The organism is Pseudofulvimonas gallinarii (assembly GCF_004343305.1).
In the GTDB taxonomy this organism is placed as follows: Bacteria; Pseudomonadota; Gammaproteobacteria; order Xanthomonadales; family UBA2363; genus Pseudofulvimonas; species Pseudofulvimonas gallinarii.
This window is the reverse complement of sequence record NZ_SMAF01000012.1, coordinates 1-18,539: the sequence shown is the minus strand read 5'-3', so window position 1 is coordinate 18,539 and position 18,539 is coordinate 1. Positions and strand designations below refer to the sequence as shown.

Annotated in this window: 14 protein-coding genes and 2 pseudogenes; 11 read left to right on the top strand and 5 right to left on the bottom strand. The window is 67.6% G+C overall.

Features of this window, described 5'->3' with window-relative positions; translation table 11 throughout:
* The first annotated feature begins 198 nt into the window (after positions 1–198).
* From EDC25_RS15030 to EDC25_RS09080, 5 genes are all read left to right on the top strand, one after another.
* Positions 199–603, top strand: a complete 405-nt coding sequence (locus EDC25_RS15030) for a hypothetical protein (protein ID WP_240639729.1) — start codon at positions 199–201, stop codon at positions 601–603.
* 184 nt (positions 604–787) lie between these two features.
* On the top strand, positions 788–1,297 hold the full coding sequence (locus tag EDC25_RS09095; protein WP_132577438.1) for a hypothetical protein: 510 nt from the start codon (positions 788–790) through the stop codon (positions 1,295–1,297).
* 365 nt (positions 1,298–1,662) lie between these two features.
* Positions 1,663–2,460 (top strand): hypothetical protein, encoded by a 798-nt coding sequence (locus EDC25_RS09090; RefSeq protein WP_132577437.1) that lies wholly within the window; start codon positions 1,663–1,665, stop codon positions 2,458–2,460.
* 498 nt (positions 2,461–2,958) lie between these two features.
* Complete coding sequence (locus tag EDC25_RS09085) at positions 2,959–3,315, top strand: hypothetical protein (protein ID WP_123523003.1); 357 nt, start codon at positions 2,959–2,961, stop codon at positions 3,313–3,315.
* A 652-nt stretch (positions 3,316–3,967) separates the two neighbouring features.
* Positions 3,968–5,461 (top strand): helicase HerA-like domain-containing protein, encoded by a 1,494-nt coding sequence (locus tag EDC25_RS09080; protein ID WP_123523002.1) that lies wholly within the window; start codon positions 3,968–3,970, stop codon positions 5,459–5,461.
* A 30-nt stretch (positions 5,462–5,491) separates the two neighbouring features.
* Here EDC25_RS09080 and EDC25_RS09075 read toward each other — a convergent pair whose 3' ends face one another.
* Positions 5,492–7,249 (bottom strand): DUF2207 domain-containing protein, encoded by a 1,758-nt coding sequence (locus tag EDC25_RS09075; protein WP_123523001.1) that lies wholly within the window; start codon positions 7,247–7,249, stop codon positions 5,492–5,494.
* Entirely contained in the window at positions 7,249–7,791 is a 543-nt protein-coding gene (locus EDC25_RS09070; RefSeq protein ID WP_123523062.1) for a LemA family protein, read from the bottom strand. Before EDC25_RS09070 ends, EDC25_RS09075 begins: the two co-directional genes overlap by 1 nt.
* A 117-nt stretch (positions 7,792–7,908) precedes the next feature.
* Here EDC25_RS09070 and greB point away from each other — a divergent pair, with 117 nt between their 5' ends.
* On the top strand, positions 7,909–8,412 hold the full coding sequence (greB, locus tag EDC25_RS09065; protein ID WP_123523000.1) for a transcription elongation factor GreB: 504 nt from the start codon (positions 7,909–7,911) through the stop codon (positions 8,410–8,412).
* 68 nt (positions 8,413–8,480) lie between these two features.
* Here greB and EDC25_RS09060 read toward each other — a convergent pair whose 3' ends face one another.
* Complete coding sequence (locus EDC25_RS09060) at positions 8,481–9,725, bottom strand: MgtC/SapB family protein (RefSeq protein WP_123522999.1); 1,245 nt, start codon at positions 9,723–9,725, stop codon at positions 8,481–8,483.
* Between the two features lie 186 nt (positions 9,726–9,911).
* Here EDC25_RS09060 and EDC25_RS09055 point away from each other — a divergent pair, with 186 nt between their 5' ends.
* Positions 9,912–10,625: a M50 family metallopeptidase gene (locus EDC25_RS09055; protein ID WP_164484183.1), complete on the top strand. Its 714-nt coding sequence runs from the start codon at positions 9,912–9,914 to the stop codon at positions 10,623–10,625.
* Here EDC25_RS09055 and EDC25_RS09050 read toward each other — a convergent pair whose 3' ends face one another.
* Entirely contained in the window at positions 10,626–11,042 is a 417-nt protein-coding gene (locus EDC25_RS09050) for a CopD family protein (RefSeq protein ID WP_123522997.1), read from the bottom strand. It abuts the gene before it with no gap.
* Positions 11,043–11,088: 46 nt separating this feature from the next.
* Positions 11,089–12,477, bottom strand: coding sequence for a M12 family metallo-peptidase (locus EDC25_RS09045; RefSeq protein WP_240639731.1), 1,389 nt, complete (start codon positions 12,475–12,477; stop codon positions 11,089–11,091).
* Between the two features lie 134 nt (positions 12,478–12,611).
* Between EDC25_RS09045 and EDC25_RS09040 the strand changes: the two genes are divergently transcribed.
* The 4 genes and pseudogenes from EDC25_RS09040 to EDC25_RS09025 form a co-directional block, all read left to right on the top strand.
* Entirely contained in the window at positions 12,612–13,535 is a 924-nt protein-coding gene (locus EDC25_RS09040) for an ArsR/SmtB family transcription factor (protein WP_123522995.1), read from the top strand.
* Positions 13,536–13,653: 118 nt separating this feature from the next.
* Positions 13,654–17,373, top strand: coding sequence for a methionine synthase (gene metH, locus EDC25_RS09035; protein WP_123522994.1), 3,720 nt, complete (start codon positions 13,654–13,656; stop codon positions 17,371–17,373).
* A 155-nt stretch (positions 17,374–17,528) separates the two neighbouring features.
* A pseudogene (locus EDC25_RS09030) lies at positions 17,529–17,774 on the top strand (transposase); the annotation flags it as partial.
* 67 nt (positions 17,775–17,841) lie between these two features.
* Positions 17,842–18,539: pseudogene (locus tag EDC25_RS09025) on the top strand (transposase); the annotation flags it as partial.

Here is an 18,539-nt window from a genome sequence, read left to right as displayed (position 1 = left end):
GGTCCTGTCGGTCCCGCCGGTGCGGACGGCCCGCAAGGTCCCGCCGGTCCCGCTGGCGCCGCGGGTGCCGACGGCCAGCCAGGACCGATGGGACCTCCAGGACCGCAGGGCCCAAGCGGCGTGGTGCAGGTCCTTCATGCCAGGGGTACCGCCAGACGTGAGAATGTCACCAGCAACGTGGCGACGATACAGCCAGGCATGTCCGTCACCTTCACCCTGCAGTCGCCGTCGACGGTGCAGATTCTTGCCAGCATCGGCGCCCTGACCACCAACCCGACCGCCGGTTACTACGCCGACGTGGACGCCGTGATCTACGTCAACGATGCGTACCTGCCGCAAGGTGGCTGGAACCGGATCCAGATTGGAAATTTCGCCAGCAACCCGTCGCTCCACGCCGTTTCGATCAATACCGTCACCGCGCTCCCCGCCGGCACGCATACGATCGACCTGCGCACCCGCCGCGTCCTCGGGAACGTTGGCGTCGACATCGGCGGGAACGCGGCACTCGACGTCAACCCGGGCGAGCTGACCGTGGTGATCTTCGAAGGCACCGGTACGCGCGCGTTGCTGAGCGACAAGGATCCACGCCAACCACGCAATTGACGAGCCATGGACGCTGGCGGGCGTCGTCGCGCAAGGCGCCCGCTGCTTCCCGACACCCGGCTTTGCCGGAGCCTTCGGCCGCAGCATGTCGCGTATGCCGGGCCGTCCTGGCCATCCCGACCCCGCGTTCCCCGCCGACGCGCGTGCCAGTAAAGTCAAGCATCCACCCTGTGGCGGGATCGACATGAAATCGCATCGGATGTTGCTGGCTTTGGCGCTTGTCGCAACGACAGGTGCAGCGGCCGAAAGCCATGGCCTTGACACCTTCGAGACCCTGAAATCCCTGCAGGGTCACTGGCGTCCCGATGTCCAGGGCAGTTCGACGACAGTCGAGTTCCGGCTGACCGCCGGGGGATCGGCCCTGGTGGAAACATGGACGATGGGACAGGGTCGCGAATCAATGACGATCTATACAATGGACGGGGACCATCTGGTCGCCACGCATTACTGCCCGCAGGGCAATGCGCCCAGCCTGCGACATATCGGCAGCGATGAGGAAAGCGGCCACCACTTCCAGTTTGTCGACGGCTTGAATGTGCAGATCCCGGGGCGATCCCATGTCCACGCGTTCTCACTGAAGCTCGTCGACCGCGACACCATCGAACGCAGCGAGACCTATATCGCCAACGGTACGTCGTACCAGCCGGGAACACATGGCATCGACCGCTACCGCTTTGTCCGGATCGTGCCGTAGCGGCCGCTGCCGGACCTGACGCCGAGACACAACCAGACAGCTCGCCGGTAAACGCCTTCGGCATGCGGACGCGGGATCGCTGCCCGGGCACCGGAAGCTGCGGATTCCGCTCCACCCGGCCGGCACCCAACCTATTGCACTGTGCCGCCGCCACTGCACTGCGCCACGATGCGCCGGTCCTGAGGCGATGGGACCTGTCCCGGCGCCTTGCCCCCACATCCGGCAGTCGCGCCATCGTCTTGGGACGTTGCCGCCCAACGCCACCCGACCTGGCGTCCACGGTTCTCGCGGCTACCGGCAGCGAACACCACGCCGACCCTGGACACCGCTTCACCTGGACGAGCACCACAACAAGGAGAATGACCGTGAAACACCCTTTTGCCTCGACCTGCCTGGGTTTCTGCCTGTCGACGTTCGCCGCGCTTTCGTCAGCAGGCGTGCCTGACCCGGCGTTGGCCGATGAGATCGCCGATCCGGAAGCCACCGGCGGCACCATCCTCTTGCAGGCCGATTTCAACGCGCTTCCGCTGGATACCCCGATCGGCCAGGGCGGTGCGGCTGCCGGCCAGCCGTTCGAAGTGCCCTCGCTCCTGAGCGCGATCGTCCGCAACAGCGCATTTCCGACGCCGTCACTGGACATCGGTTGGGCTGGCGACCCGATCACTGCCGCGACCGTCCGCTTCTCGTTCCTTGGCGAGCAGGAAGTCACCGACGGCCTCGTGGACATCCGCATCGACCTCGTGCCCGGCAGCTGGAGCCAGTACAACGTCTACCTGCGCGAGCATGGCGGCGCGGCGCGGTCGTACTCGACGATCACGCTGGGCGGATCAGGCGGCATGACCATTTCCGATGCCGCCGGCCAGGCCACCAGCGTCGGCGGCATCTGGAGTCCGGGTTCGCTGGTGAAGCTGCACTGGCGTTACGACATGGACCAGCGCATCTACACCCTGTGGGTCAATGACGTGCCGCGCGTCACCGATCGCGCCTTCGGCGTCGCGCCTGACGGCCGCGGCATCGGTGGCCTGCTCGTCGGGATGGCGTGGAATACCCCCACGAACAGCCTGATCAGCGTCGACAACATCGACGTCCGCCGGATCGATGACGTCATTTTCGCCGATTCTTTCGAGCCGGCATCGCCAACGGCCTCCGGATCGCAGCACTGATGGCGCCGGCGCCGGGAAGCACGGGTGGTCGGATACCCGGCCGCGTGTATCGGGCGACCCGGAGCGGCCATCCCTTGCGGGCAGCCGTCGTGCGGAACGGGGCGATGTTCCCGCCCGCGCCTTCCCGGACACTCCCGTGTACGGACGCTTTCCGTACAGCACGCCGCCGGCCCGCGGACGGACCGGTCCCCGCGCCGGGTCATCCCGTCGTTAACAACGATACCGACGAGCGGCGCGCGGCACCCGCCTGCCCGCGCGTGGTCGATGGACAAGCGGAACGATTCCACGCTGATCGCAGCCACGAGCGTGCCGCCATGCCTCGTCCTGGCTTCCGCTTGCCGCAGGCCATGCTGAACACGGCAGCCCTGATCCTGTAGACGGCGAGCGCCCCTGCGGTCTCCGGCGGCGTTGCCGGGACCGAACCGACGTCCCCGGCCAATCCAGCCAGCCCTGCGAGGCGGCTCCAAAGAAGTCCCGCTCTGGCGCGAAGATTCGAAGGTGCTTCAACACGGCATCCGCGCCATCGGTCACGAGCCGGACGCACTCACGCAGCCGTCGTTCCTGCTCGACCGGCCTGGCGCGCGCTCAGTGCGCGCGACGGTTCTGGTTTTTCCGGATGGCGGCTGCACGAGGCTGGGCATCGGCGCGCACAGCACGATCGGACAGGACGGCGCTGACGGCTGCGCCCGACTTACGGACGCCGGCATCACCTTCGTGCTGATCAGGTACCGGGTGCCGAACATCGGCTGCAACGGGAATCGCCAGGCGCGTCGACGCGACACACCACCGGTCCCGATGGCCTTGCAGGATGCGCAGCGGGCGATGGCACCGGTCCGCCACAACGCAGGCGGATAGGGCGTGGATCCCGACCGCATCGGCGCGATGGGTTTTTCGGCCGGCGGCAGTCTTGCGGTGCTGTCGAGCACGGCTTTCGCGACACGCACCTACGCAGCCATCGATGAAGCCGACCAGGCCAGCCTGAGGCTGGACTTCGCGATCCCGGTCTATCCCCGCCCCATGACGCAGTGGCTGGTGGAGGCGCCGGCGGCGCGCCGAGCCGGTCGTAATCCGGATATTCGGGCTCGGGCGGGTCTACCGATGGGTGCGGCGCAGGCGGATGGAACACCGGAACATGACGCCGCGCGCGGACGCGGTGAAGCTGCTGAACACGGACATCGAGGTGCCCGGCGATTCCGCCCACCCTGCTCGTCCATGCCAGGGACGAACCCATCGACCCGGTGCACTACGCCGAGGTGTACGGGCGCGCCATGAAAGCCGCCGGTGTCGACGTCACGCTGCGGCTCTAAGAGACCGGCGTCCATCGCCATGGCAAGGATTCCCATCGCTGGACGGACGACGCCATGGCATGGCTGCAACACATCGGCATCCTCTGATCGCGAGGTGAAAACAGTCCGGACACGTCGCGCCTGCGCGCAGGGCACGCACGTACTGCGGGCTGGAACGGCGGGTTAGAATTGCCGGCCATGACTCTGCACGGGGCACCCGCATGACCCAGATCCGGATCGGCATGGGCGACCTGCCCGTCGAATTCCTGCCGAAGTACGGCAACCGCCATGGCCTGATCGCCGGCGCCACCGGCACCGGAAAATCGGTGTCGCTGATGGTGCTCGCCGAGGCCTACTCGCGCCTGGGCGTGCCGGTGTTCCTCGCCGACGTGAAGGGTGACCTCGCCGGCCTGTCCCAGGCCGGCACCATGAATGACAAGATCGCCGGACGCGTCGAGATGATCGGCCTGGAGGACTACCGCAGCGAAGGCAGTCCGGTGATCTTCTGGGACCTGTTCGGCGAGCTGGGACATCCCGTGCGTACCACGGTCACGCAGATGGGCCCGACCCTGCTGGCCCGCGTGCTGGAACTCAACGACGTCCAGGCCGGCGCCCTCGCCGTCGCCTTCGAGGTGGCCGATCGCGAAGGCCTGCTGCTGCTCGACCTCAAGGACCTGCGCGCGCTGCTCAACCACGTCAACGACCACCGCAAGACGATCTCCGCGGCGATCGGCCTGGTCAATCCGGCGTCGATCGGCGCCATCCAGCGGGCGCTGCTGCGGCTGGAACAGGACGGCGGCGAAGCCTTCTTCGGCGAGCCGGCGCTGGAACTGATCGACCTGATGCGCCAGGACATGAGTGGCCGCGGCATCATCAACGTGCTCAGCGCGGAACGCCTGCTGCTGAAACCGCGGCTGTACTCGACCTTCCTGCTCTGGCTGCTGTCCGAGCTGTTCGAGACGCTGCCGGAAGTGGGCGACCTGGCGCAACCCAAGCTGGTGTATTTCTTCGACGAGGCGCACCTGCTGTTCAAGGATGCGCCGCCGGCACTGGTGCAACGCATCGAGCAGGTCGTCCGGCTGATCCGCTCCAAGGGCGTCGGCGTCTATTTCTGCACGCAGCTGCCGGACGACGTGCCCGACGCCATCCTCGGCCAGCTCGGCAACCGCATCCAGCACGGCCTGCGCGCCTTCACGCCGCGCGACCAGAAGGCGATCCGCAGCGCCGCCGAAACCTTCGTCGCCAATCCGAACGTCGACGTCGCGAAAACGCTGCTGGAGCTGGGCGTGGGCGAAGCGCTGGTCTCGACGCTGGACGACAAAGGCATCCCGACGCCGGTACAGAAGGCGGTGATCGCCCCGCCACGTTGCCGCATGGGTGCGATCACGCCGGAGGAGCGACACACGATCAAGCTGCGTTCGCCGGTGGGTGCCAAGTACGACACCGCCATCGACCGCGAGTCCGCCTACGAAAAGCTGCTGGCGCAGGCCGAAGCGGCGACGGCCAATGCGCCGAACACGCCGACCGCACCGCCGCCGACCGGCGAGGAAGGCGGCCTCATGTCGAAAATGAAGGAATGGATGTTCGGCACCAAGCGTCGCCAGGGCGCGCTGGAAGCGATGACCAAATCCACCATGCGCACCGTTGGCACCAAGCTCGGCAACCAGATCCTGCGCGGCGTGCTCGGTGGCATCGCCGGCGGACGCAGGCGCTGAGTCCGCCGGGAAAGCCGGGACGGGTGGCGGTCAGCGACCGCCACCGCCGCCGCCACCACCGCCACCCCCGGAAAAACCACCGCCGCCACTGCCGGACGAACTGCCCGGCGGCGACGACGACGAGGCGATCGCCGAACTCAGGCCGCTGCCGACGGCCTTGCTGAGGCTGCCCAGGTCCTTCGGGCCACCCCCGCTGTACCAGGCGATCGCGCCGGTTGCCGCCGCCGCTGCGGCGGCACCGGCGGCCAGCGTGAATTTCTTCGTCCAGGCATCTTCGACATCGAGCGCGACCGCATAGGGCAGCAGCCGCTCGTAGTGGCTGGCATCCAGGGTCGGGGGCGCGTCAGGTCCCTTCAGGCCGGCCAGTTCGTCGCGCTCGGCGACACTGAGGTACATCTTCAGTCCTTCGATCTCGTCGAGCAGCTTGCGCCCCTGCGTCGTGGGCGCCTCGATCAGCCAGACGAATATCGCGACCACAGCAATCATGAGCCCGGTCACCAGGAAGATCGCCGGCAGGCCATGACCACCGGAAAAAAGGAACGCCGCCACGTCCGCCACGCCGGCGATCAGCACGGCCTTGCCGACATGGCCAAGGTTTCGATGGTAGTAGCGCTTGGCGAAGGCGTTTTCAAAGTTCAGCCGCTGCTGGGTCTGTGCCGTCTGCAGGACCGGCGCGCTGGTGGACTTCAGCTGCAGCGTGGAACTCAGGGACGGGAACAGGCTGTCAAGCAGCTGTTGTTCCGAGGACGCCAGCTCTGGCGCCTGCGCGCCCGGGGACGGCGTCACCCGATGGATCATCCAGCCGTCCTTGCCGGCCGCTGGATCGCACTCGATGCGCAGATGCCCTTTCACCGCCAGCGACAGCACCTCGGCGGTGAAACAGCGGGCATCCAGTCCCCGCTTGACCAGGTAGCGCATTGCCGCCGGGCTCCAGCCCTGCATCGGCTGGTAGCGGGCGATGATGACGCCCTTCTTCGGGTCGCGGCCGACCTTGATCCAGCTCCGGACACAATACCCGAGCAGCACCAGCAATCCAGCGAGCGCGATCAGCAGGCCGCGGTTGTCCTTGAGCAGCCACGCGAAGCGTTCCGCGCGCGTCGGTTCGGGCACCAGGCCTTTCGGAAACGTCAGCACGATGGTCATGCCGTGGTTGGGCATCAGCGGCGCCGTCAGCGACCACTCCGCCACGCCGGGTTCAGGCTTGTCCACGGTGTAGCTGCGGCCGCGGTCACCCAGGGCGCCGACATACGCTTCCGCCTGCATCTGCCCGACCGGGACCGGCGCGGGCAGCTCGACGCGCACGCGCCCGGCACGGATCGGAAAAAGCCAGCCGTGGCCGATGGCATTGAAGTACAGCTCATCGTGGTCCCCGAAGAATCCCAGCTGGCGCGTGGTGCGGTAGCGGATGGTGAACCGGTAGGTCGCCGGCACCGGCAGCAGATCGTCGTTGCCGGTGTTGATGCGCACGCCGTTGGACATGCGCTCGGTGAACCAGGGCTCGGCCCGGCCATCGCGTTCGACCCCGAGCACGTCGAGATCGACGACGACGGCATTGTTGAAGCGGTCCTCGTAGCGCGTGGGGAAATCGCGATAGATGCCGCGGCGGATGTCGCGGCCTTCTGCGGTGACGGTGATGTTCTCGGTGACCTCCAGGCTCGCGTCGGCGAGGATCCGGATGTGCACGTCATAGTCCTGGATCCACTCTGCCGCCCTCGCCGGGCCTGCCAGCAGGAGGCAGGCCGGCAACAGGCAGTCCAGCAGGCGCATCACCCAGCGATTGCAGTGCATCACGGCAGCTCCACGGCGACGGCCGCGCGCGCGGCGCCCTCGGCCTGGAAGAATTCGGCCTGGCCGAAACCGAAGGCACGGGCGATGAACAGGTCAGGGAAACGCTGGCCGGCGTCGTTGTAGTCGCGCACGGCGCCGTTGTAGTAGCGGCGCGCGTACTGCAGGTGTTCCTCGACATCGACAAGGTCGCGCTGCAGCTGCTGGAAATTGCCGCTGGCCTTGAGGTCCGGATAGGCCTCCTGCAGCGCGAACACCTTGCCGAGCGCAAGCGCGAGCGAGGCCTCGACATCGCCGAGCGGGCCCGGTCGATGCAGCGCCATGGCCTGGTTGCGCAGCGCCGTGACGCTTTCCAGCGTCGCCGCCTCGAAGTCGGCATAGCCCTTCACGGCCGCGACCAGCTGCGGCACCAGATCATGGCGACGCGTCAGTTGCACATCGATATCGGCCCAGGCCGTGCGGACCTGGTTGCGCAGGCGGACCAGCCTGTTGAACATCCAGATCACCCACACGACGACTGCAATTGCGATTCCCGCTCCGATCATGCCCATTCCGGCCGTTTCCTCCTTGTCTGAACGCGATTATCGCCCTGGTCGGGCCATCCGGCATCCGGTTCCGTAAACTGCCGGCCCCGCTCCCGGGTCCATCCCTGCATAGACGCAATGAGCCGCTGGCGACCGCCACCCGAACGTTCCACCGCGCTGATCACGCGCGCAGGCCACGACCGGCTCAAGGCCGAGCTGGATGAATTGTGGCGCCTGCGCCGTCCGGAAGTCGTGCGCGCGCTCGCGGCTGCGGCGGCGGAGGGCGACCGTTCCGAGAATGCGGAGTACGCCTACCGCAAGAAGCAGCTGGCCGAGATCGACCGCCGCGTGCGCTACCTGAGCAAGCGGCTGCCGCAGCTGAAGGTCGTCGATGCGGCGCCGAAGGACCGCGACACCGTGTATTTCGGTGCGCGGGTTACGCTGGAGAACCTGGCCTCGGGCGAGTCGCACAGCTATCGCATCGTCGGCCCCGACGAGACCGATGCACGCGGCGGGCTGATCAGCGTCGATTCGCCGCTGGCGCGCGCGCTGCTGCGCAAGCGCGAGGATGACGAGATCGAAGCGGAACTGCCGGGCGGATGTGCGCGCTTCCTGATCGTCGCCGTGGACTATCCGGCCTGACCGTCGCGTTTGCCGGACGCCGCGGACGACGCCGCAGCGCCTGGTCGGCATTCAACCCGGCCGGACGATCAGGCCGCCGCCATCGGCCACAAAGCCACGCCGACGGCAGCGGCCAGCGCCGCGACGAGGCCCGCGGACACCGCCAGCCCGTAGCGCGGACCGCCCGCCATCCAGGCGATCACCGATTTCGCCAGCGTGCTGGTCACCAGCATGCCGATGACGCCCCAGCGCGCCAGTCCCAGCTCGACGCCTTCGACGGCGACCAGCTGTGCGAGGCCGGCGGCGGCGGCCCGCAGCTCGCCGATGGCGGCCGCCATGGCCGCGGCGATGGCGCCGGCATCACCGAACAGATGGCGTAGCGCCGTCGATGCCAGCAGCACCACGGTGATGATGACCGCGAACAGCAGCGCATGGCTGAGCCTGAAGGCGCGCGCGTCCGGCTCGCGCATGGGCTCGTCCCCAGGTGGATTGCGCCGCCAGGCAATGGCGCTGGCGAGCAGCAGGACGGTCCCCGATGCCAGCAGCGGCCACATCGTCGCCCGCAGCAGCGCCGCCGAACCGGCGCCAATCACCGCGGCGAAAAGCGACAGTGATGCAAGGTTGGCGAGCAACGCCGCCGCGATCGAGGCGATGCGCTGCTCCGGATGCTCGCGTACGCGCTGGCCGAACGTCACCACGGTCGCCGTCGAGGAGGCGAAGCCGGCGAAGAATCCGGCCAGCATCAAGCCCCAGCGCCCGCCGACCAGGCGGATGGCGATGTGGCCCAGCATGCCGACCGCCATCACCAGCACCACCATGCGCCAGATCGTCGAAGGCACCAGCACGCCCCAGGGATCGACGGGTTCGTCGGGCAGGAACGGCAACACGACCAGTGCCGCGGCAGCCAACAGCAGTGCATCGTTGATCTCGCGCGGACTGATGACTTCGCGCGCCAGCCGCTGCAGCGGACGCTTCGCGTACACCAGGCCCGCGGTGACCACGGCGAGCGCGGTGGCCAGGTCGGGACGCAGGCTGGCCAGCGCCGCCAGCATCGCCGTCACCAGCACGCCGATCTCGCTGGTGATGCCAGGACTGCCGTCGCCGGCATGCAGGTAGGACGCGACGACCAGCGCGCCGATGACCAGCAGCGCGGCGATCAGCACCCACTGGCCCAGTCCGACCGCGACAGCGGCAAGGATCGCCACCAGCGCGTGCGTGCGTACGCCCGCCAGCAACGGCCGCTTGTCGTCCTCGCGGTTCTCCTGGATCAGGCCGATGAGCAGGCCAATGCCAAGCGCCACCAGCAGTCCGTGCAATGTGTTGTCCCACTGCATGCCTTCACTCCGTCGAGCCACGGGGGAAACCGGGTACAGCGCGCGGGCGTCACCGGATCGCCTGCGGCAAGGACGCGCGCCGGAACGGCATCGTCACTTTCGCTGTGGCCATGACCCTGCCGCTTCCTTGCGCGGAAGTCGAGAGTGGCGCCGCTCCTTGATCCGATGCGGTTAAGCTGCGCAACGATGACCCGCCGCAACGCACTCTCAGCCCTCGCCACCGCGACCGGCCTCAGCCTCGTGGTGCTGGTGCTGCCGCTGGTGTTTCCCTCATTGTCGTGGATCGCCTGGCCGCTGCAGGTGCTGGCGACGCTGTTCCACGAACTCGGCCACGGACTGGCGGCGATCCTGTGTGGCGGGGAATTCGTGCGCCTGGACGTCTATGCCGACGGGTCGGGCGTGGCCAGCACGATGAGCAGCGGCTCGCGCCTGAGCCGGGCGATCATCGCCGCTGGTGGACCGCTGGCCCCGCCGTTCGCGGCGCTGGCGCTGTTCCTGTCGGCGCGCCAGCCGGCTTCGGCGCGCCGGGCGCTGCTGATCCTCGCCGGACTCCTGCTGCTTTGCCTTGCGCTCTGGCTGCGCACTCCGGTCGGCATCCTGCTCGCGCTGGCGGTCGTGGCAGCGCTTGCCCTGCTGCTGGCCAGGGGTTCACCGCTGGCGATCCAGAGCGGCACCTGCTTCCTGGCGATCGAACTGAGCCTGGCCGCGTTCGCCAGTGTCGATTACCTGTTCACCGCCGAGGCCAGCACGGCGGCCGGGCGGATGCCCTCGGACACCGGCCAGATCGCGCACGCACTGTTCCTGCCGCACTGGTTCTGGGGCGGCCTGATCGCCGCCCTTTCGCTGGCGGTGCTGTGGTTCGGCCTCAGCCGTTTCGCGCGGGCGCTGCGCGCGGCCTGATCAGAACGGCTTGGCAAGGACCAGCCAGATCACCGGCAACAGCAGCAGCACCGGCAGCTCGTTGACCAGGCGCAACCGCTTCGAAGACGGCAGCGCACCGCCGGCGGCGGCACGCTTGAGCATCACGCCGGTCCAGATGAAATAGGCCAGCAGCACGACCACCAGCGCCAGCTTGGCGTGCAGCCAGCCGCCGCCGATGCCGTAGTGGAGCCAGAGCCCGAGCCCCAGCAGCACCGCGAGTCCGAACACCGTGTGCCCGAAGCGGTACAGACGCCGACCCATCAGCACCAGGCGGTCGCGGACGGCAGGCTGGCCACCGTCCTCGGCGAGGTTCACCAGGATGCGCGGCAGGTAGAACACCGCCGACATCCATGCCACGACGAACAGCAGGTGCAGCGACTTGATCAGGAAGTACATCGACGGGCTATCCCTCGAACATGGAGCAGCGACAATGGCGCCAAGCCTACTGGAAACCGTCAGCGAAAATCCCGTCACTGAAGAAGCATCCCGGTGCTGCGAGATCCCGCTGCTGCACATACGCGCCAATGCGCGCCGGCACCCGCTCCGGCTGGTCGCCCCATGGGTGGCCTGCACCGAGGGTAAAGGTGACGTTGCCGAAACCGCCGGGCTGCAGATGGCAATAGCTCATCAGCGTGCCACTGCCCTGGCCCTGGGGCCCCGGCAGCGAGGTTGGACCCGACTCGTAACACTGGCTCGAGCTGGACGAGGCCTCGGTGGCGCACTGGTCGACCACGGGCGCACCGTTGCCGGGATAGTTGGCGTAGCAATGCGTATGCGGCGACCCGAGGTTGTGCCCGATCTCGTGAGCGGTAGCCATGCTGTCCCACATGACCTGCGGCTGCGCGGGATTGAAGGAGCCGTACATCCCGCCGACGTAGGCATACGCGCCGCCCACATTGAGTGAGCCGGTCATCCCGGGACAATTGGCATAGGTGATGTCCGAGTTGAACGACGAGCTGCACAGCGACGGGAACCAGGCGAGACCGCCCCGTGGTGTCTGCGCCGAGAACATGACGGCGGTGGAGCGCTGCAGATCCTCCATGTGGACGTTCCAGTACTGGCCGAACTCGAAAAGGCGGCAGTGGGTGGAACTGGTCTGCACCCAGGGTTCGGAGCCCTCCCAGAAGCGGAGGTACGTCACCGCCAGGCCATAACCGGTTTCGTTGATATAGGTCGCCGAGGCGAAACCGATCATGTCGACCGCATAGCGTGTGGCTTTGTCCACGTCGCCATCGAACAGCGCCAGGTAGGAGAGGTCCGTTTCCACGGCGATGCGCGCCATCCTGGGCGCCGAGCCACTCGGCTCCGCTGTACCGGACGCCCGAACGGCGGCAGCGAGGGCTTCCGGCTCCGGCGCCAACCCGAGGTCGTCCGCAGCACAGCTGAAACCGTCGCCGTCCCCACGGCCCATCTCCAGTCGCTGCAGCGAGAGCACGCTGGCGCCGCCGGACCCGGCCGGCCGTGCGAATGCCTCGACCTGCGACCCCCTCGTCACCCAGCCACGGATGCTGCCATCGCCGCCAAGGGACATGAACACGCGCGCGCCCGCCTGTCCCCGTTCGGTGCCCGCGAAATGCCGTAGCTCCGGCACAGTCCTCTCACGTTCGGCGCCATCCGGACCAACCACGACCAGCCGCGCATCAGGCGTGAAGGCGGGAATTTGCCGCAGGCGCAACCAGGTCGGCTCGCCATTACGGCTCAGACCGTCAAGCCGGAATTCCTCCGCCGGCAACTGGGCACGGTCAATTTCCGTCACCGCGATGCGCGGCTGCGCCTGCGCCGACGCCGCGCCCGCAACAAACAGCGCCAAAGCCACCCTTGCACGGATCATCACCACCCCCCTGTTCCCCGTCGTTTGCCGCCTAGCCTAGCGCGATTCAGGACGAAGTTCGCATTACGCGTCCACGCCTTGACCGTCCCATCCCTGATCGCTAGGCTGACCCATCCTTATATCGCGATCAAACGATGGAACTGGAAGACGGATCGGGCCTGCTGCGCGTCCTCGCCGACGCGACGCGCCTGCGCCTGTTGGCGCTGCTGCGCGTGGAAGAGCTCAGCGTGGCCGAGCTGTCGGCGATCACCGCACTGGCGCAGCCGCGCGTCTCCACCCACCTGGCCAAGCTGCGCGAGGCCGACCTGGTGCTGGACCGGCGCCAGGGTGTCTCGGCCTTCTATCGTGCCAATGACCGCATCGACCCCGGTGCAGCGAGCCTGCTCGACGCGCTGGCAGCGCAGCTCGACGATGCCCTGCTCGACCAGGACGCCAGCCGCCTGAAGCTGGTGCTGGCGGAACGGCGCGGCGGCGACTGGGCCGACAGCGTCGCCGGCAGCATGGAACGGCACTATTCACCCGGCCGCACCTGGGAAACCCTGACGCGCGCCTTCACCCGGTTGCTTGAACCCGGCGACGTGCTGGATGTCGGCTCCGGCGATGGCGTGATCGCCGAACTGCTGGCACCGCGCGCCCGCAGCATCACCTGCCTCGACATCTCCGAACGCGTCGTCGCCGCAGCGCGTGAACGCCTCAGCAGCCTGGCGAACGTGCGCGTCGATATCGGCGACATGCACGCGCTGCCGGTCGCCGACGGCAGCGTGGACCTGGTCCTGCTGCTCAATGCGCTCACCTACAGCGCGACACCGGCGCGCGCCATCGCCGAAGCCGCGCGCGTGCTGCGCCCGGGCGGACGGATGCTGGCGACGACGCTCAGCCGGCACGCGCACACGGCCGCCGTGAAGCCCTACGGCCACGTCAATATGGGTTTCCGTCGCGACGACCTGCGCAAGTACTGCCAGGCCGCGGGCCTGGAAATCATCGCGCTGGAGCTTGGCTCGCGCGAACGCAGGCCGCCGCATTTCGAAATCCTCACGTTGCTGGCGGTGCGACGCTAGCGCGAGTCCGCCTGCCAGGTGCCGGCTTCCAAAGGCGCCGACGCATCCCGTCCGGACCACGATCCTCTCCTTTTGTATCGCGAACCCTCGCTGCACACGACTTCCAAGGATTCCATCGATGAGCGCCCTGCCCTGGCTTGATCCCGCCCGCGTCGACCTGCTGCACCGGGCGCTGGCGCGTCGCGTGCTCGTCCTCGATGGCGCCATGGGCACGATGATCCAGGGGCACGGCCTGTCCGAAGACGACTTCCGTGGCGAACGCCTGCGCCAGCACCACCACGAGCTGCGCGGCAACAACGACCTGCTGGTCCTCACGCGCCCGGACATCATCCGTGGCATCCACGAGCAGTATTTCGAGGCCGGCGCCGACTTCGTGGAAACCAACACCTTCAATGCCACCCGCCTGAGCCAGTCGGACTACCGCCTGGAAGAGCTGGCCTACGAGATCAACCTGGAGGCGGCGCGCCTGGCGCGCGCCGCGGCCGACCACTGGTCGGACCGCACGCCGGACCAGCCGCGTTTCGCCATCGGCGTCCTCGGCCCGACCAGCCGCACCGCCTCGCTGTCGCCCGACGTCAACAATCCCGGCTTCCGCAACGTCAGCTTCGACGAACTGGCGGAGAACTACCGCGAATCCGCGCGCGGCCTGCTCGACGGCGGCGCCGACACGCTGATGGTCGAGACCATCTTCGATACCCTGAACGCCAAGGCGGCGCTGTTCGCGCTCGACCAAGTGTTCGCCGAACGAGGCGTACGCGTGCCGGTAATGATCTCCGGCACCATCACCGACCGCTCCGGCCGCACGCTGTCCGGCCAGACCGCCGAAGCTTTCCTCTATTCGGTCGAACACGCGCGACCGCTCAGCGTGGGCCTGAACTGCGCGCTCGGCGCCGATGACATGCGTCCGCACGTCGAGGCCATTGCCGCCGCCTGTTCGGCGCACGTCAGCGCGCACCCGAACGCCGGCCTGCCGAACGCCTTCGGCGGGTACGACGAGACGCCCGACGACATGGCGCAGACGCTGGGCGGCTTCATGCGCGACGGCCTGCTCAACATCGTCGGCGGCTGTTGCGGCACGACGCCGGCGCACATCCGCGCCATCGCCGAAGTCGCCCGTCGCATCGAACCGCGCAGGCCGGTGGAGCCGGACGACCGCACGCACCTGTCCGGACTGGAACCGCTGCGCCTGATCCCGGAACTGAACTTCATCAACGTCGGCGAACGTACCAACGTGACCGGCAGCGCACGCTTCCGCAAGCTGATCCAGGCCGACCAGTACGACAAGGCCGTCGAGGTCGCGCGCCAGCAGGTCGAAAGCGGCGCGCAGGTCATCGACGTCAACATGGACGAGGGCCTGCTCGACGCCGTCAAGGCAATGACCACGTTTCTCAACCTGATCGCTGCCGAGCCGGACATCGCCCGCGTGCCGGTGATGATCGACAGCTCGAAATGGAGCGCCATCGAAGCCGGCCTTAAGTGCACGCAGGGTCGTGCCATCGTCAATTCCATCTCCCTGAAGGAAGGCGAAGCAGCGTTCCTGGAACAGGCACGACTGGTGCGCCGCTATGGCGCCGCCGTGGTCGTCATGGCCTTCGACGAACAGGGCCAGGCCGACACCTGTGAACGCAAGGTCGAAATCCTTTCCCGCGCGTATCACCTCCTCACCGGCGAAGTCGGCTTCCCGCCACAGGACATCATCTTCGACCCCAACGTGTTCGCCGTCGCCACCGGCATCGAGGAACACAACAACTACGCGGTGGATTTCATCGAGGCGACGCGTGAACTGCGCCGGCGGTTCCCGCTCGCGCATATTTCCGGCGGCATCTCCAACGTGTCGTTCTCGTTCCGCGGCAACGAACCGGTGCGCGAGGCGATCCACAGCGTGTTCCTCTACCACGCGATCCGCGCCGGCCTGGACATGGGCATCGTCAACGCCGGCGCGCTGGCGATCTACGACGACCTCGACCCTGAACTGCGCGAGCGCGTCGAGGACGTGATCCTCAATCGCCGCCCGGACGGCACCGAACGGCTGCTGGAAATCGCCGGGCAGTACCGCGGCGGCAAGGGCAGCAGCAGCAGCGACGACGGCGCGCGCCTGGCCTGGCGCGAGCTGCCGGTGGCGGCGCGGTTGTCGCATGCGCTTGTCCACGGCATCGACGAGTTCGTCGTCGAGGACACCGAGGAGGCGCGCCAGCAGTCAGCCCGTCCGCTGGACGTCATCGAAGGGCCGCTGATGGACGGCATGAACGTGGTCGGCGATCTCTTCGGCGCCGGCAAGATGTTCCTGCCGCAGGTCGTCAAGTCCGCGCGCGTGATGAAGAAGGCGGTCGCCCACCTGCTGCCCTTCATCGAAGCTGAAAAGCAGAAGTCCGGCCAGGCGCAGAAGCCGAACGGCCGCATCGTCATGGCGACCGTGAAGGGCGACGTCCATGACATCGGCAAGAACATCGTCGGCGTGGTCCTCGCCTGCAACAACTTTCAAGTCATCGACCTGGGCGTGATGGTACCGGCGCAGGCCATCCTGGACAGTGCACGCCAGCACGATGCCGACATGATCGGCCTGTCCGGCCTGATCACGCCGTCGCTGGACGAGATGGCGCACGTCGCGCGCGAAATGCAGCGCCAGGGCTTCGACATCCCGCTGCTGATCGGTGGCGCCACCACGTCGCGCGCACACACGGCGCTGCGCATCGAGCCGGCGTATTCGAACGCGGCGACGGTGTGGATCAAGGATGCCTCGCGCGCCGTGGGCGTGGCGCAATCGCTGGTATCCGACAACCAGCGCGCCGAGTTCGAACGCGCGCTGCGCGAGGACTACGCGGAAGTGCGCCGCCGCCATGGCGAGCGCGGTCCGGGCAAGCAGATCGTCGCCCTCGACGTCGCGCGCGAACGTCGACCGATTATCGACTGGTCCGCATACGAGCCACCGACACCGCGGCAGCCGGGCCTGACCGTGTTCGATGACTATCCGCTCGAAGACCTGCTGGCGTACATCGACTGGACGCCGTTCTTCCAGAGCTGGGAACTCTCCGGCCGCTTCCCGGCCATCCTTGACGACGCCGTCGTCGGCGAACACGCGCGCTCGCTGTATGCCGACGCGCAGGCGATGCTGCGCCGGATCATCGACGACAAGTGGTTGCAGGCGCGTGCGGTCGTCGGCATCTGGCCAGCCAATGCGGTCGGCGACGACGTCGTCATCGACGATGGGCAGGGTGGGACGGCGGCGACATTGAACTTCCTGCGCCAGCAGGCCGACAAGCCGGCGGAGCGCGGAAACTTCTGCCTGGCCGACTGGATCGCGCCGCGGGACAGTGGACGACAGGACTGGATCGGCGCCTTCGCCGTCACCGCCGGCATCGGCATCGACGGACATGTGGAACGCTTCCGTGCCAGCCACGACGACTACAGCGTCATCCTGCTCAAGGCGCTGGCCGACCGCCTGGCCGAGGCGCTTGCCGAGCGCATGCACCAGCGGGTCCGCACGACGATCTGGGGCTACGCTGCCGGCGAACGCCTCGACAACCCGTCACTGATCGACGAGCAATACCGCGGCGTGCGTCCGGCACCGGGTTATCCGGCCTGCCCCGACCATACCGAGAAGCGGAAGCTCTTCGACCTGCTGCAGGCGGAAACCAACGCCGGCATGGAACTCACCGAATCCATGGCGATGCTGCCGACCGCGGCGGTCTCAGGCTATTACTTCAGCCATCCGGAGAGCCGCTACTTCGTGGTCGGCCGGATCGGTCGTGACCAGGTCGAGGATTATGCCGCGCGCAAGGGCAGGCCCGTCGCCGACGTTGAACGCTGGCTGGCACCCATCCTCGACTACGATCCCTGAACCGACTTACCTAAGAGTGGGACGAATCATCTTGCGACATCAGAATTCGCGCGTTGAGGCCGACGTCCTGAAGGAGGTAGAGGAGCGCTGCGCCGTCGATCAACTTGAACCGCCCCGGGAATCGTGGAGGCTCCAACTCTTGAGAGAATGGAGCCATGAGCAAGTCGAAGCAGTTTTCCCCAGAGGTGCGTGAGCGGGCGGTCCGGCTGGTGCAAGAGCACCGGGCCGAGTACCCGTCTTTGTGGGCGGCCATCGAGTCGATTGCGCCGAAGATCGGCTGTGTCCCGCAGACGCTGTTGACCTGGGTGCAGCGGCACGAGATCGACAGCGGCGTGCGTTCCGGCGTTACGACGGCTGAGACCAAGCGCGTCAAGGAGCTCGAACGTGAGAACAGGGAGCTACTGACCTGCCCCCACTGAGCCGTACCACTCGAAGCCAGGTAGAGTCCGTCATCCAAAGAGGACGGACATGCGCAAGAGTCGCTTTGCCACGGAACAGATCATCGGCTTCATCAAGCAGGCCGAGGCCGGCATGGCGGTAGCGGAGATGGGCCGGCAACACGGCTTCAGCCCGGCCAGCTTTTACGCCTGGCGGGCCAAGTACGGCGGCATGGAGGCCGAAGGCGCCAAGCGCCTGAAGGAGCTGGAGTCGGAGAGCAACCGCTTGAAGCGGTTGCTGGCTGAAGCGCACTGGACATCGAAGCGCTGAGGGTCGGCTTCGGGGTAAAACGCTAGCACCGCAACGCAAGCGCGAGGCGGTCCGGCGCATGCTCGAACTCACGATGTTGCGCGAGCGCCGGGCCTGTCGCCTTGCGGGGCTGTCCCGCGACGCCTTCCGCCATCCGCCCGAACAGACGCCTGCGACCCATGCGCTGTCGGCGCGCATCATCGAACTGGCGCAGGTGCGCCGCAGGTTCGGCTATCGCCGCCTGCACGACCTGCTGCGTCCGGAGTACCCGGCCGTGAACCACAAGAAGGTCTACCGCCTGTATCGCGAGGCGAACCTGGCCGTGCGTCGTCGCAGGAAGGTCCGCAGGCCGCCCAGCGAGCGCCAGCCGCTGTCGTCTGCGACGGCGCCCAACGCGGTATGGAGCATGGATTTCGTCAGCGACGCGCTGGCCAACGGGCGCCGCCTGAAATGCCTGACGGTCGCTGACGACTTTACCC

What these genes read in the sequence shown, in the direction of transcription:
- EDC25_RS09070 (WP_123523062.1), bottom strand. Translation starts at nt 7,791, where the DNA reads ATGATCGGAGCGGGAATCGCAATTGCAGTCGTCGTGTGGGTGATCTGG.
- greB (WP_123523000.1), top strand. Translation starts at nt 7,909, where the DNA reads ATGAGCCGCTGGCGACCGCCACCCGAACGTTCCACCGCGCTGATCACG.
- metH (WP_123522994.1), top strand. Translation starts at nt 13,654, where the DNA reads ATGAGCGCCCTGCCCTGGCTTGATCCCGCCCGCGTCGACCTGCTGCAC.
- EDC25_RS09045 (WP_240639731.1), bottom strand. Translation starts at nt 12,477, where the DNA reads ATGATCCGTGCAAGGGTGGCTTTGGCGCTGTTTGTTGCGGGCGCGGCG.
- EDC25_RS09075 (WP_123523001.1), bottom strand. Translation starts at nt 7,249, where the DNA reads ATGCACTGCAATCGCTGGGTGATGCGCCTGCTGGACTGCCTGTTGCCG.
- EDC25_RS09060 (WP_123522999.1), bottom strand. Translation starts at nt 9,725, where the DNA reads ATGCAGTGGGACAACACATTGCACGGACTGCTGGTGGCGCTTGGCATT.
- EDC25_RS09080 (WP_123523002.1), top strand. Translation starts at nt 3,968, where the DNA reads ATGACCCAGATCCGGATCGGCATGGGCGACCTGCCCGTCGAATTCCTG.
- EDC25_RS09050 (WP_123522997.1), bottom strand. Translation starts at nt 11,042, where the DNA reads ATGTACTTCCTGATCAAGTCGCTGCACCTGCTGTTCGTCGTGGCATGG.
- EDC25_RS09095 (WP_132577438.1), top strand. Translation starts at nt 788, where the DNA reads ATGAAATCGCATCGGATGTTGCTGGCTTTGGCGCTTGTCGCAACGACA.
- EDC25_RS09040 (WP_123522995.1), top strand. Translation starts at nt 12,612, where the DNA reads ATGGAACTGGAAGACGGATCGGGCCTGCTGCGCGTCCTCGCCGACGCG.
- EDC25_RS09055 (WP_164484183.1), top strand. Translation starts at nt 9,912, where the DNA reads ATGACCCGCCGCAACGCACTCTCAGCCCTCGCCACCGCGACCGGCCTC.
- EDC25_RS15030 (WP_240639729.1), top strand. Translation starts at nt 199, where the DNA reads ATGTCCGTCACCTTCACCCTGCAGTCGCCGTCGACGGTGCAGATTCTT.